Annotated in this window: 14 protein-coding genes, 1 tRNA gene and 1 pseudogene; 5 read left to right on the top strand and 11 right to left on the bottom strand. The window is 61.9% G+C overall.

The window, feature by feature from the left end; all coding sequences use genetic code 11:
- Positions 1 to 22: 22 nt before the first annotated feature.
- The gene (locus tag I6E73_RS11040) at positions 23 to 1012 is read left to right on the top strand and encodes a metalloregulator ArsR/SmtB family transcription factor (RefSeq protein ID WP_197125571.1); all 990 of its coding nucleotides are present in this window, start codon (positions 23 to 25) and stop codon (positions 1010 to 1012) included.
- 63 nt (positions 1013 to 1075) lie between these two features.
- The gene (locus I6E73_RS11045) at positions 1076 to 1498 is read left to right on the top strand and encodes an arsenate reductase ArsC (RefSeq protein WP_197125573.1); all 423 of its coding nucleotides are present in this window, start codon (positions 1076 to 1078) and stop codon (positions 1496 to 1498) included.
- A 63-nt stretch (positions 1499 to 1561) separates the two neighbouring features.
- Here the strand turns inward: I6E73_RS11045 and I6E73_RS11050 are convergent.
- From I6E73_RS11050 to I6E73_RS11095, 11 genes and pseudogenes are all read right to left on the bottom strand, one after another.
- A tRNA-Leu gene (locus I6E73_RS11050) sits at positions 1562 to 1635 on the bottom strand.
- Between the two features lie 35 nt (positions 1636 to 1670).
- Positions 1671 to 2987, bottom strand: coding sequence for an NAD(P)/FAD-dependent oxidoreductase (locus I6E73_RS11055; protein ID WP_197107494.1), 1317 nt, complete (start codon positions 2985 to 2987; stop codon positions 1671 to 1673).
- 38 nt (positions 2988 to 3025) lie between these two features.
- Positions 3026 to 4273 (bottom strand): S8 family serine peptidase, encoded by a 1248-nt coding sequence (locus I6E73_RS11060; protein ID WP_307784297.1) that lies wholly within the window; start codon positions 4271 to 4273, stop codon positions 3026 to 3028.
- A complete protein-coding gene (locus I6E73_RS11065) occupies positions 4270 to 4842 on the bottom strand; it encodes a DUF501 domain-containing protein (RefSeq protein ID WP_197125575.1) in 573 nt (190 codons plus the stop codon). The genes I6E73_RS11060 and I6E73_RS11065 overlap by 4 nt, the downstream gene beginning before the upstream one ends.
- Positions 4839 to 5345 carry a septum formation initiator family protein gene (locus I6E73_RS11070; protein WP_231600902.1) on the bottom strand — a complete coding sequence of 169 codons (507 nt, stop codon included), beginning with the start codon at positions 5343 to 5345 and terminating at the stop codon, positions 4839 to 4841. The genes I6E73_RS11065 and I6E73_RS11070 overlap by 4 nt, the downstream gene beginning before the upstream one ends.
- A gap of 30 nt (positions 5346 to 5375) precedes the next feature.
- A complete protein-coding gene (gene eno / locus I6E73_RS11075) occupies positions 5376 to 6656 on the bottom strand; it encodes a phosphopyruvate hydratase (protein ID WP_197125577.1) in 1281 nt (426 codons plus the stop codon).
- 60 nt (positions 6657 to 6716) lie between these two features.
- A complete protein-coding gene (locus I6E73_RS14900; protein ID WP_307784298.1) occupies positions 6717 to 7673 on the bottom strand; it encodes a CPBP family intramembrane glutamic endopeptidase in 957 nt (318 codons plus the stop codon).
- A 27-nt stretch (positions 7674 to 7700) separates the two neighbouring features.
- Complete coding sequence (gene hisS, locus I6E73_RS11085; protein ID WP_197125579.1) at positions 7701 to 8990, bottom strand: histidine--tRNA ligase; 1290 nt, start codon at positions 8988 to 8990, stop codon at positions 7701 to 7703.
- A gap of 36 nt (positions 8991 to 9026) precedes the next feature.
- Positions 9027 to 9443, bottom strand: coding sequence for a hypothetical protein (locus I6E73_RS11090; protein ID WP_231601025.1), 417 nt, complete (start codon positions 9441 to 9443; stop codon positions 9027 to 9029).
- Between the two features lie 18 nt (positions 9444 to 9461).
- Positions 9462 to 9626: pseudogene (locus I6E73_RS14660) on the bottom strand (TetR family transcriptional regulator); the annotation flags it as partial.
- 270 nt (positions 9627 to 9896) lie between these two features.
- Positions 9897 to 10574 (bottom strand): YabN family protein, encoded by a 678-nt coding sequence (locus tag I6E73_RS11095; protein ID WP_197107502.1) that lies wholly within the window; start codon positions 10572 to 10574, stop codon positions 9897 to 9899.
- A gap of 100 nt (positions 10575 to 10674) precedes the next feature.
- Here I6E73_RS11095 and I6E73_RS11100 point away from each other — a divergent pair, with 100 nt between their 5' ends.
- The 3 genes from I6E73_RS11100 to I6E73_RS11110 all read left to right on the top strand — a co-directional run bounded on the left by I6E73_RS11100 (position 10675) and on the right by I6E73_RS11110 (position 13185).
- Complete coding sequence (locus I6E73_RS11100; RefSeq protein ID WP_307784299.1) at positions 10675 to 11490, top strand: SGNH/GDSL hydrolase family protein; 816 nt, start codon at positions 10675 to 10677, stop codon at positions 11488 to 11490.
- A 66-nt stretch (positions 11491 to 11556) separates the two neighbouring features.
- Complete coding sequence (locus tag I6E73_RS14905; protein WP_197125583.1) at positions 11557 to 12207, top strand: thermonuclease family protein; 651 nt, start codon at positions 11557 to 11559, stop codon at positions 12205 to 12207.
- A gap of 57 nt (positions 12208 to 12264) precedes the next feature.
- Positions 12265 to 13185 (top strand): CPBP family intramembrane glutamic endopeptidase, encoded by a 921-nt coding sequence (locus I6E73_RS11110; RefSeq protein ID WP_197125585.1) that lies wholly within the window; start codon positions 12265 to 12267, stop codon positions 13183 to 13185.
- Positions 13186 to 13187 lie beyond the last annotated feature (2 nt).

Raw genomic sequence — 13187 nt, forward strand, 5'->3', positions numbered from 1 at the left:
GTCCTCGCTTAGACTGACTGTCATGCCTGCGACCGAGTCACCTGCTTCCGCCCCCGAAAGCGAACGCGCGGTAGCCGAACGTATCGCCCAGAGCATGCGCGCGATCGCCGACCCCACCCGGGTGCAGATCTTGCGTCTCATCATGGATGCCGCCGATGGCCGCCGCGGAGTCACCGACCTTGCCGCCCGCCTCGGCCTCACCCAGCCCACCGTGAGCCACCACGTGCGCATCATGGCAACCGACGGCATCCTGCAGAGCACTCAAGAGGGGCGCCAGGTCTGGTACTCACTCGTGCCGTCGCGCCTTGCCGATGTGTTTGATTTTGTGCAGCACTCCCCCTCCGACGCCAGCCCCACTCAGGTGGACCCCGCGATCCTCGCGCGCATCACCGATGACCTCGCGCTGCGCTTCACCGGAGTCTTCTCCCGTGAGACCGTGGCCGAGTACGTCGCGAGCAGCTACGAGCTTCTGCGCCAGGGCGCTCCGCGCGATCGCCACTTGTCGTCTCATACATCGCGCTTCGCTGCCGACCGCTTGGGCTCACTGGCCGAGGCGGATGCCGCATCGAGTTCACTCACCACCCTGAACGGTCGCACCATTTCCACGCCCATTGATGTGCTCTTCGTCTGCGTGCAGAATGCTGGACGATCCCAACTGGCTGCCGCCATCCTCCGCTCCCTCGCCGGAGATCGAGTTCGCGTGCTGACCGCCGGCTCACAACCGACCGAGTCGATCAACCCGAAGATCGTGGCCGCCCTCGACGAAATCGGCGTCTCGGTCGACGGCGAGTATCCCAAACCCCTCACCGATGAGGTTGTGCGCGGGGCGGATATCGTGATCACGATGGGCTGCGGTGACGCCTGCCCCATCTATCCCGGCCGCCGCTACCTCGATTGGGAACTGCCCGACCCCGCCGATATGGCGATGGATGGCGTTCGAGCCGTGCGGGACGACGTCGACGCCCGAGTGCGCGAACTGCTTCGCTCACTTCCACCGGTAAACGCTGAGTGAACTATCGCGTTCCCGCGTCCGCACCGCTCGCACAAAGCATAGATATTCATCTATGCTTTGCTTATGACTACCGACACTGCCCCTGCCACTAAGCCCGTCGTTCTGTTCGTCTGCATCCACAATGCAGGCCGTTCCCAGATGGCCGCCGGCTACATGACGGCGCTCTCGAACGGTGCCGTCGAGGTTCGCTCGGGCGGCTCGGAGCCCGGCAACGAAATCAATCCCACCGCCATCGCCGCGATGGCTGAAGAGGGCATCGACATCTCGCAGGCGGTCCCCCAGCTCATGACGACCGACCAGGTGCAGGCCTCGGATGTCGTCATCACGATGGGCTGCGGCGACGTCTGCCCCATCTTCCCCGGCAAGCGCTACGAAGACTGGGAGCTCGTCGACCCTCGCGGCAAGGGCATTGAAGAGGTTCGCCCTATCCGCGATGACATCAAGGCGCGCATCCAGACGCTACTCGCGGAGATCCTTCCCGCCTGAGCACCCCGTTAATCGACTGAAGGCGGCCGCATTGCGACCGCCTTCAGTTCGTTAACAACACAGTGCCCCGACAGGGACTCGAACCCTGACTGTGATGATTTTAAGTCATCTGCCTCTGCCAATTGGGCTATCGGGGCACGCCCCACGCTTTCGCGTGGAGCATGCAGTCACGCTATTTGGGGCGTGAAGCGAATTCTTCGAATGCGCGGCGCGGTTCTACGCGTGCCTCGAGCGAAATGGTGTCGCGACCCCAGAAGAAGTTCGTGATCCAGTTGCTGAAGACGCGAGCCTTGCGCTCGAACATTGGCATCGCCATGCCGTGGTAGCCACGGTGCATGAACCACGCCGGGAAACCCTTGACCGCGATCTTGCCCGACTGGAAAACGCCGTGGTAAAGACCGAGACCGGCAACGGCACCCTGGTTCTTGTGGAAGTAGTCCTTGGTCTCTTCGCCGCGAAGCGAAGCCACAATGTTCTTGGCCATGAGCTTGGCCTGGCGAACAGCGTGCTGAGCGTTCGGAACGCAGAAGCCGCCAACGCCACCACCGGTGAGGTCAGGAACAGCACACACGTCGCCGGCACCCCAGGCACCCTCGACAACACCGTCATCGTTGATGACACGGAGGTCTGCCTGTACGCGGATGCGTCCACGCTCTTCAATGGGAAGGTCAGTGCTGCGCACGACCGGGTTGGCCATAACGCCAGCGGTCCACACGATGGTGTCTGACTCGAAGCTTTCACCGGTCGACAACTCAACCACGCCATCCACAGCTGACTTCAGCTGGGTGTCGAGGTGGATTTGTGCGCCACGGTCGGCGAGGTTCTTGATAACCCACTTGCTCGTCTCGAGCGAGACCTCGGGCATGATGCGGCCCATGGCTTCGATGAGGTGGAAGTGAGTGTCTTCGAAGTTAAGGCTCGGGTAGAGCGGCAGCAGTGACGAGGCAAGGCTGCGCATTTCGCCGAAGGCTTCGATACCGGCGAAGCCGCCACCGACAACGACGAACGTCAGCAGACGGTCGCGCTCGGGGCCTGCAGGCAGGTTGGATGCCTTGTCAAAGTTGGTGAGAAGACGGTCACGAACGGCAACAGCCTCTTCGATCGTCTTCATGCCGATGGCTTCGTCAGCAACGCCCGGGATCGGGAAGGTGCGTGAAACGGCGCCAGCGGTAACGACAACGAGGTCGTAGTCGATCTCCCACGAGTCACCCACTTCAGGCTGAATCGTTGCAGTCTTCGCCTCGTGGTTGATTCCGGTGACCTTCGCCGTGACGACCTTGGTGGTCTTCAGGTGGCGACGGTGCGGAACAACCGCGTGGCGAGGCTCAATGGAGCCTGCTGCAACCTCAGGCAAGAAAGGCTGGTACGTCATGTAGGGAAGAGGGTCCACCATGGTGACCTCAGCTTCGCCGCGACGCAGCCACTTTTCGAGCTTACGAGCAGTGTAAAAACCGGCGTAACCGCCGCCGACAATCAAGATTTTTGGCACGAGTTAGAGTCTCCTAAAAGGGAAGTTCGCCACCAAACTTACTCTGTCTCGCGCAGACTCCTAAACCGACGCCAAGCTAAGACGCCCGAACCGGCCAAAATCATCAAGAAAATCGCATAAATTGCAAGTGGTACGCCCACATTGCGAAGCATGCTCACGGTAGGGAGCACAGTTCCAAGCGGACTGACCGGCCCCGCGACATCCGGAGCCACCTCAGGAATCGGCGTAGCCGTCGGGCTAAAGCTCGGCACCGGAATCGGCGTTGACGCCGCGCGACGGTAGATCGTGATCCACTCCGCGAGACTGCCCATCGGGTTCTCGTCGACGAGCGGAACGTTTGCTGTCACCGCTTCTTCTGCATCGATCAGTCCGAAACCGTAAATCGCGTCTGCGCCGGGAGCACCCGTGTCATGTGCCGTCGACACAATGCGATTAATGACGTTGTTCGCATCCAGTTCAGGATGCGCGGCACGCACGAGCGCAACGACACCGGCCACAATCGGGGTTGCCCCGCTGGTGCCGTTCCACAAAACGTGCGAACCGCCGGGAGCGACGCCGACCAGGTCTTCGCTTGGCGCGGCCACACCAATCGTGATGCCCTGAGTGGAGGCGTTGAAACTCGCGACGCCGTTGACATCGACACCCGCAACGGTCAGAACGCCGGGCATCGTCGCGGGCGCCCCCACCGAGGCGGTTCCGCTGCCACGGTTGCCCGCCGCCGCCACGACTACAACGTCATTGTCCATTGCGTACAAGAACGCGCTGTCCCAGCTGAGCGGCCAGTCGAGAGTCTCGCGGGTCAGCGACAGGTTGATGACATCAGCGCCCTGATCGACCGCATAGCGAACTGCCTGAGCGATCTGGTCATCCGAACTGATCGGACCACCCGTGAAGCCGATAGAGATCGCCAAAATGTTAGCTGCGGGAGCCGCACCAATCACGCCAGCGCCCGTGCCGGTGCCACGGCCAGCAGCGAGCGACGCCACGAGTGTGCCGTGGGCCGGGTTGTCGTCGCCTACCGGCGTTTGACCATCAGGGGAACCCTGGCCCGAGAAATCTGTTCCCCCCGTGACAGCACCGACGAGCTCTTTCACCGAGCCGTCAACACCAGTGTCGATCACCGCGATCGTGACGCCGGCGCCCTTGGTGGTTTTCCACGCGGCTTCAATGCCGTACTCCTGAAGCCAATATTCCTGGTCGCGCACCGCATCCGCGTGGGCAGGAGTCGCCACCAATAGCGAAGCGAGGCTCGCCATCAGTATCGCGCCAGCAGCCCACCGCTTCACTGCCGTGTCTCCCCCGCCGCCTTCGCTGAGGCGTTTGTCGTCGCGGAGGTGCCATCGCTGGCCACCTCTGAATAGTCGGGGCACTGGCACACGGTCGGGCTCCACGAGGCGCGCTCAAGAGCAATGTCGCCGATCGGGTTGACGCCAGGGCCTGCTGCCAGTGAATGCCCGACGAGAGCGTGCAAGCACTTCACTCGTGTGGGCATGCCGCCAGCAGAAACGCCGGCCAGCTCGGGAACGACCTCGATGCCATCCCGGTCGGCAATGTAGGCCTCGTGGGCAGCCTGATACTGCGCAGCGATCTCACCCTCAAGCATTGCTGCAAGTTCAGGCATCTGGCCCTCAGCTTCAAGCGTCGACACGGATGCCGTGGCCGCCGGGTGGCACAGGTAATAGATCGTGGGGAACGGTGTTCCATCGCTCAGGCGCGGTTTCGTTGACACGACAGTGGGAGCTCCACACACGCAGCGCGAGGCAATGCCGATCACGTCGCGAGCGGGGCGGCCGAGTTGAAGCGACACAATGCGCACATCTTCATCGCTGACGGCGTCAAACGGTGGGGTGGTCATTGCTTGGGTCCTTCAATCACGGGGGCGGTCAGCTCGTCGGGCGCGTCTTCAGTGAGACCAGCAGTGTAAATGGACGATACGAGAGTTTGCACCCAATCAATCTGGGTGGTTTGGATGGTCGCGCTCACCGGAACACCATCATTGGTGGTGACATCGGCCGCTTCACCGGTCACCAGGTAGCTCACTTCGCCTGGGTACACGTAGTACAGCCGGTCGCGGGCTTGGGACTCGATGTAGGCGCGGTCATCCCAGCGGGCAACGTTTTCGGTAAGGCTGTCGACAGACTCTTGAGCCTCTTCTACTTCAGACTGCAGTTGCGCAATGGTCTGCTGTTGCTCGATCAGAATGCGCAAGTTGGGCGCAAGAACGATGACGGCGAGTATGAGCAAACCAAGCATGAGCACGGTGAAGCCCGAGAAGCGGATCGTGCGCAACCAGTGTTCGGGCGCGCTCTCCTCGGGCAGCGACACCGCTACCTTTTTTGCTCGTACTCGCCTAGCCATGCGTTCGATGCTAGACGACGCTGATGGGCGCTAGCCGTTGAACCGCGGGAAGGCGGTGCGACCAGCGTAAACAGCGGCATCGCCGAGCTCTTCTTCGATGCGCAGCAGCTGGTTGTACTTTGCTACGCGCTCGGAGCGAGCCGGTGCGCCGGTCTTGATCTGACCGGTGTTGAGCGCTACCGCGAGGTCAGCGATCGTGGTGTCTTCGGTCTCGCCTGAACGGTGCGAGATAACCGCCGTGTAGCCGGCACGCTGAGCCATTGCGACAGCGTCGAGGGTCTCGGTGAGCGAACCAATCTGGTTCACCTTGACGAGGATCGAGTTTGCCGTGGCGAGCTCGATGCCCTTGGCGAGACGCTTCGGGTTGGTGACGAACAGGTCGTCTCCGACGATCTGAGTCTTCGAACCGATTTCGGCGTTGAGCTGAGCCCAACCTTCCCAGTCGTCTTCGTCCAGCGGGTCTTCGATCGATACGAGGGGGTACGCGGCAACGAGCTCGGCGTAGTACGCGCTCATGTCGCCAGCCGACTTCGAGGCGCCCTCGAACGTGTACGAACCGTCCTTGTAGAACTCGGTTGCAGCAACGTCGAGGCCAACAGCGATGTCCTTGCCCGGCGTGAAGCCAGCCTTCTCGATTGCTTCCATGAGCAGGTCGAGTGCAGCGCGGTTGCTGGAGAGGTCGGGGGCAAAGCCACCCTCGTCGCCGAGGCCGGTGCTGAGGCCCTTGCTCTTGAGCAGTCCCTTGAGCACGTGGTACGTCTCAACGCCCCAGCGAAGGCCTTCACTGAAGGTGTCTGCACCGTGCGGGAGGATCATGAACTCTTGGATGTCGACATTGCTGTCGGCGTGCGAGCCACCGTTAATGACGTTCATCATCGGCACGGGAAGCACGTGAGCGTTGGGGCCACCGAGGTAGCGGAAGAGGGGCAGGTCTGCCGAGTCAGCAGCAGCCTTCGCTACGGCGAGGGACACACCGAGGATCGAGTTAGCGCCGAGGTTCTTCTTGTTCTCGGAACCGTCGACGGCGATGAGCTCAGCGTCAATGAGGCGCTGGTCGGAGGCGTCGAGGCCTTCGATTGCGGGGCCGAGGTCATCGATAACCGCGTCAACGGCCTTCTGAACGCCCTTGCCGAGGTAACGGTCCTTGTCGCCATCGCGAAGCTCGTAAGCCTCGAATGCGCCAGTGGATGCTCCCGAAGGAACTGCGGCGCGGGAAACTACGCCGTCGTCGAGCAAAACCTCAACCTCGACCGTGGGGTTACCACGGGAATCAAGAATTTCGCGGGCGCCAACTGCTTCGATCAAAGCCACAGGGGGTCTCCTTAAAGAAAGTTTGTTTGGACTGGAAGTGGTGGATGTCCGTGTGAAAGCCTACTCCGCGCCAGCGACGGGCGCTGACTCGTTACGGCTAACAGTCGGTGACGGGGCTGGCGAGCGAAACTGCCCGGTGACCACCAGGACGATCACGAGAAGGATCGGGACGAGCCATCCGGTCCACCCCAAAATGCTGGCCTGAAGGGGGTCGAAAGACTCGCCAACCATGATGAAAATGATCGAAAAACCAGCTGCTGCGTTGAAGGCACCGTGAGCCAAGGCGGCAGGCCACACCGATGCCGAACGGATGCGCAGCCACGCGAACACACCGCCAACGACGATCGTCATGCCGACCATGGCGGTGAGGGCGAGCCAGCCGGGAGCACCAGGGTAGTTGTAGCCGAGCAGGATGAGCGGGGCGTGCCACAGGCCCCAGATCACTCCCGAGATGAGGATGGCCGGAATGATGCCGAGGGGCAGCAGCTTGGGCAACAGCCAGCCGCGCCAGCCGAGCTCTTCACCGAACGCAGGAATCGTATTGATGACCGCACCGATCAACACGTTCACGAACTGCAGCGCGACCAACAGGCCAATCGGAACCGGCAGCGGCTCTTCGCCAAGCGCTGCGAGCTGGCTATCGACCATCGCTTGGAAGCCGGAGAAGTTCACAAAGTCGGCGGGGTAGACCCCCACGATCGCACCGACGACGAGCGCCGCCAGGATCAAGGCGGGTGGAACGACGAGCGCCAACGCCAAGTAGCGCAGGAACCGGCCGACGGGGCGCACCGAACCCAGCCCCAGCGCCGCGCGTCGAGAACGCGCATCCGGATGCTTCTCGACAAAGAAGACGACCACGAGCGCCGCGATCGCCGGCGTAAACATCATCGCGAGGGCAAACACGGTGAAGAACGGATTCTCGAGACCGCCCGTGAACCAGAGAGGAAGGGCAAAGAGCCACGCGAGCCCAAAACTCACGCCCACAAAAACAAGAATGGGTGTTGTTCTGACGTTCACGACTTCTCCCTCGAAGGCTATGTTCCGCTAGCCACCCAGCGGCTTGAACTCAAGGCTATCAAAACTCACGTTTTCGGCACGGACCGTTGCGAAACTGGTGAAACCGGCATCCTTCAGCTGGTCGAGAAGTTGCGGCAACTTCTTCGGTCGAGCTTCGAGTCGCACGCGTTTGCCATCCCGAATAAGTGCCGCCTGCAAGCGCACGAGGGTCGCAGCATCCACATCGGCGTCATAGACCAGGGCGAGCTGGTCGTCATTGGCGGCATCGCCGAGCTCGACCAGATCGACAAGGCGTTCGAAGCCGAGCGAGAATCCCACAGCGGGCACATCGCTGCCCAAGAAACGGCCGATCATTCCGTCATAGCGGCCACCGCCACCAAGCGAATACCCGAGCGACGGATGCGCGACCTCAAAGATTGCGCCCGTGTAGTAGCCCATCCCCCGCACCAACCACGGGTCAAACTCAATGAGAGAGCCGGAGTCGCCGCGGCCCGCTTCAACCGCCTGGCCGATCGCCGCGAGTTCGAGAATGACCTCCTCGGTGACGCCTGCGGGCAGAGCGGCACGGATGGCATCCGCGCTGAACTCAGGAGTAGTTTCGGGGGCCGGACGCGTCAGGAATTCGGCGAGCGCCGCCACCGGACCATCGGGGAAGGCACGTTCGCGCAGCTCAGCGACGACGCCGTCAGCACCGAGTTTATCGAGCTTGTCGACCGTGATGAGCACCGCTTCGTGTTCCTTCGCGGGGAAGCCGAGGATGCTGAGCGAACTCGTGAGCAGGCGACGATCGTTCACGCGAATGGTGCACCCGTCAATGCCGAGGGCATCGAGCGTGGCAGCCGTGGCGGTGATCAGTTCGATCTCGGCGCTGGGCCCGGCCTCGCCCATAATGTCAATGTCGCACTGCACGAACTGGCGGTAACGCCCCTTCTGCGGGCGCTCGGCACGCCAGACGGGCGCCATCTGAATCGCCCGGAAGACCTTCGGCAACTCGGGACGGTGCGTGGCATAGAAACGAGCGAGCGGCACTGTGAGGTCAAACCGCATTCCGAGGTCAGCGAGTTCAAGCGCATCGGATGCCGCCTGCAGCTTCTCACTCGTGAGCCCACGCTTCATGACAGCAAATGCGAGCTTCTCGTTGTCGCCGCCCAAACCGGCGTGCAAGCGTGAACTGTCTTCCATCACGGGCGTTTCGATCTCGTCGAAACCGTGAGCGCGATAGCTCGCCCGGATCACACCGAGCACACGTTCGCGCTGAGCTTTTTCTGCGGGAAGGAAATCCCGCATGCCGCGGGGAGGATTAACAGTGGACGCCATGGTTCCTATTCTCTCGCACCGACGAGGCGCGTGCGGCTACCGAGCTACTTCGGCAATGAGTTGTTCGACCCGAGCGCGGTGGTGCGCGATCGCCGTCTCAAAGACGGCGTTAGAGGCATCGGTGTTCTGGTTGAGCACGAGGTCGAACTGCACTCCGTGGAACGTGTTGACGAGCAAGCGAGCCTCCACCTCGGCCGCGCCGCGTTCTACCCCTAGGGCAACTAGCGCCGCTGTGCCCATCGCGATCCATCGCCCAAAGTAGTCGCGCGTGATCGAAAGCTCGTCGCGTTCAACCGCTTCAAGCAGCCCTGCTTCGAGCTCAAGTCGTTGACGGTGCAGATTCTCGGGCAGTTGCGTCCATCGCCACGACTGCGAGAGGCTCGCAAAGTAATCGTCAAGGGTGCCGGCCGGAAGCATCGCGGCTTCGTGGGGGCTCACTCCACGCGCATTCATACGTACGATTTCTCGAACCAGCTCTGCACGCGTTCCAAAATGGTAAACAAGTGTGAATGTGCTGACGTCGAGTGCTCGTGCGAGCGAACGAAAAGTGAGACTAGACAGCGGTTTATCAGCAAGATAGGCAATAGTTTGCTGAAGAAGAGCTGGCTTGCGCGTCGGGTCGGGTCTACGGGCCATAAAATAAACATAACGGTTGTTTGCTAATGAGATCGGCAGTGGTTATGATTTCTCCTTGTGCCGGAAACCTGTTAACGGCGCCACATCTACTTGAATCCCCCTCACCAGGGGCTTCTCCAACGCTGGATCGGTAGGCCGGGTAATCCCACCGATCCTTCAGCGCGCGATGCCATTCAGTAGACGATCGACGTGCGATCACATGTCTCGTTTGCCGGCGTTGCGCCGGTGCCCTCCTTATTCGGGTTAAGGGGGGCACCACCCTTCGGGGTGTTAGCTCGCTGAATCAGCCTGAGCGGTCGACACTTCATAATCCTTGATCTCTTCGGTGAGCTGGCGCAGCGCCGTGCGCAGTGCCCGCTCCGAATCCAAACCGTTTGCCTTCGCGGATGCCACAATCGCGAGCAGCAGCGGGCCGAGTTCGTCTTCTTCCGTGACGTTGATCGCCCCCGGTGTAGTGGCATCCAAGAGTCCCACCTTGTGGGCTCGACCGAGCAGTTTGTCGGCGAGCGCCAACGCCGGCATCTTTTGCGGGATGCCGTCGGTGACGCTGGTGCGTTCAGGTTTCTCTGTCTTCTTGAGTTCGTCCCACGCCGCCACGACGTCATCAGCAGTCTCTGCGGTGGCGTCGGCAAACACGTGAGGGTGACGGCTCACCATTTTGGTGTTCATGTGAGCGGCGACGTCTTCGAGAGTGAAGCGCCCCGCCTCGGTCGCAATGTCGGCATGAAAAAGCACTTGGTAGAGCACATCGCCCAGCTCTTCGACCATGTCGGCGGTATCGCCACCTTCGATCGCATCCACCAGCTCGTAGGTCTCCTCCACGAGGTGCTTCACGAGCGACTCATGCGTCTGATCGCGATCCCACGCGCACCCTCCCGGCGCACGCAACCGTTCGAGAGTTGCAATAAGGGTGTCGAGTTCGGGATGAGGCGCAGCAGGCTCGGTCATGCCCACCATTCTCCCACTTCTCAAACTAAGCCAAAGTCACCTTCCGTGTTGCGGTATGTCCTCCGGCCAGAGTGTCATGCTCTCAACCACTATGTGTCGTGTGGACCCGAAGAACACGTCTCCTAAGCGCGCCATCGGTGTGCCTTCTGCCACTCCCGCTACTCGCCGTTTCATCGCTGGCTTCATCCAGTTATTCAAGCCTCTCCTCAGAGTGAACTTGATCGCCTACCGGGTCGAAACCGCGAACGCACTCTTTCCCGACGATGCCCCCGAGGGAGGAGTGGACGGCCCCGATCCTTCCCGGATGCTGTTTATCGGAGACTCGGCGGCATCCGGCTTCGGCGTACTCAATCACGGGCTCGCCGTGGTCTCGCAAACTGCACGCTTCGTGGCGCGCGAACACGGTTCCGGATGCTCGTGGACGACCATGACCGACACTGAACTCACGATGGCTCGCGCCGCCCGCCAGCTTGCCGACACCTCGGTCGACGTGGATGCGGTGGTCGTCTTGCTCGGTCCGCCCGATGTGCTGCTGGGAACCACCGCCACCGAGTGGAGGGAAAGCCTCGTGGCGCTGGTCGAGGCTGCGCGTCACGGCGCACACTCTGATTGCCCCGTAATTGTGTCTGAAGTTCCCGTTATGTACCGCTTTCGCCCCATGCCGCTCGTCGTACAGCGCATCCTCGCCCTGCAGATCAATCGCCTGAACGAGGCGACACTCACTGTCTGCGAGGCGGTGCCCGACGTGACCTACGCGCCCTTCCCTGCGCTCGAAACCAGCACCGCGTTCATCGAGCAAAGCCTGAATTGGAAAACTGTGCACTCTCTCTGGGGCAAAGAGCTCGGCACCGCCACGGCGCGGGCGATCGCCGCCCAGCAGCACCCCGACAGCACCAAAATTGACGACGACAACTAGATAACATTCGTCGCCTTCCGCCGCACCCTTCGTCTCAGCCCCGCCGCAGCATGCAAGAATCTTCCCGTGGCAGCCTCCCCTCAACGTCCCCGCACTCTTGGCACTCTTATCGTTGTCGTGCTCGTCGCGGTGATCGCGATTGCCACCTACTTCGGCAACGGAACACCAGGCTTCACTCCCGACGATTCTGAGATCGCTGGCACCCCGAACAGCTCGGATTCCGCTCCCGAAAGCGCGCCCGAGACCGCAGACACTGACGCCGACAACGCCGACGCAGCGAGCGCCACCATCGGCATCCCGACTGACGCTTTCGCGGCGACCGTCAATTATGTGCACGACGGCGACACGCTTTATCTCCAGAACGGCAGCGCCGAATTGAAGGTGCGCCTCATCGGGCTTGACACCCCCGAGCTTTCCAGCCAGCAGAATCCGGATGCCGAAGAATGCTACGGAATCGAAGCGCGCGAGCTGCTGCGCGACTTCCTCCCCGAAGGCACCGCCGTGTGGGCCGCTGAGGATCGCGAACCCGAGGACCGCTACGGCCGCTCGCTGCTCTACGTCTACCTGCAAGACGGCACGTTCGTGAACTTAGCCATGGTCGAACTCGGCGCCGCTGAAGCTCTCAAAGTCGGACTTAACGATCGCTACTGGCCCGAGCTGCGCGACGCCGAAGATGATGCCTACGCGGCGAAGCTCGGCATGTGGGGTTCCTGCTAGGTCGCCTCCCCCGCGCCCGGCGTCGGTCACTCAGCCACCCCATGGCACGATTGGGGCATGCTCGACCCCGCTAACCTCCTCATGCTCGCACTGCTCTGGCTTACGCTCGGTGGGGTTCTGACGGTTCTCGCTGTGCGCACCTTCCGCCGGGATCAGCGCGAATACCGCCGCTTCAAGCGTTTTCGCACCACCAAGCGTCGCCAAAAGATGTTGCGACGCTGGTTGCTGATCTCCTTCACACTGTTTGGCGGTCTCTCGCTCCTCACTCTGCTCGCGAGCGGAGCCTTCGCCGCTCCTCTCCTTGCTGACGTGCAAGCGTGGCCCTGGGTGTCCTGGTTGCTTGGCGTGCTCGCCGCCCGCCCCTCCGTCACCGGCGGAGTGCTCGTGGGCCTTGCGATCGGCGTGATCACTGTCACAGTGATTGCGATCATCTCGGTCCGTAACGAGGGTGACGAAGTCGTGAGCCTCGGTGATGTTCAAGCGATACTTCCCCGCAATCGCCAAGAGCTCGTACTGGGTGGATTGCTCTCCATCAATGCCGGGATCGTTGAAGAGTTGCTTTTCCGCCTCGCTCTGCCGGCGCTGCTTTTTGCCACCACCGGCAATGCGATCGTCGCGGTGGTGCTGAGCCTTCTCCTATTCGGGCTCATGCACTCCTACCAGGGACTCACAGGCATCATCGTCACGACGGTGCTCGGCGCAGTCTTCATGGCCATCTACGTGCTCACCGGAAGCATCCTCATCACGATCATCGCTCACGCGCTTCTCGACCTGCGCTCGCTCGTGTTGATCCCGATGGCGATCGGGGGCGTGCACCGAATCGACGGTCGACGAAACCCACTTGCGTTTAAACCGACGGCGACGCCCACGACGCCCGCGAAACCTGCAACTCTTACTGAGGCCGAGCCCGAGGCTGAGGCTGCTTCGAGCGACACAGCAGCCGAGGCCGCGGCAACCACGCCGGAGCCAGCACCCTAGTT

The organism is Salinibacterium sp. SWN248 (assembly GCF_015864575.1).
In the GTDB taxonomy this organism is placed as follows: Bacteria; Actinomycetota; Actinomycetes; order Actinomycetales; family Microbacteriaceae; genus Rhodoglobus.

What these genes read in the sequence shown, in the direction of transcription:
- I6E73_RS11040 (WP_197125571.1), top strand. Translation starts at nt 23, where the DNA reads ATGCCTGCGACCGAGTCACCTGCTTCCGCCCCCGAAAGCGAACGCGCG.
- I6E73_RS11045 (WP_197125573.1), top strand. Translation starts at nt 1,076, where the DNA reads ATGACTACCGACACTGCCCCTGCCACTAAGCCCGTCGTTCTGTTCGTC.
- I6E73_RS11065 (WP_197125575.1), bottom strand. Translation starts at nt 4,842, where the DNA reads ATGACCACCCCACCGTTTGACGCCGTCAGCGATGAAGATGTGCGCATT.
- I6E73_RS11070 (WP_231600902.1), bottom strand. Translation starts at nt 5,345, where the DNA reads ATGGCTAGGCGAGTACGAGCAAAAAAGGTAGCGGTGTCGCTGCCCGAG.
- hisS (WP_197125579.1), bottom strand. Translation starts at nt 8,990, where the DNA reads ATGGCGTCCACTGTTAATCCTCCCCGCGGCATGCGGGATTTCCTTCCC.
- I6E73_RS11090 (WP_231601025.1), bottom strand. Translation starts at nt 9,443, where the DNA reads ATGAATGCGCGTGGAGTGAGCCCCCACGAAGCCGCGATGCTTCCGGCC.
- I6E73_RS11095 (WP_197107502.1), bottom strand. Translation starts at nt 10,574, where the DNA reads ATGACCGAGCCTGCTGCGCCTCATCCCGAACTCGACACCCTTATTGCA.
- I6E73_RS11110 (WP_197125585.1), top strand. Translation starts at nt 12,265, where the DNA reads ATGCTCGACCCCGCTAACCTCCTCATGCTCGCACTGCTCTGGCTTACG.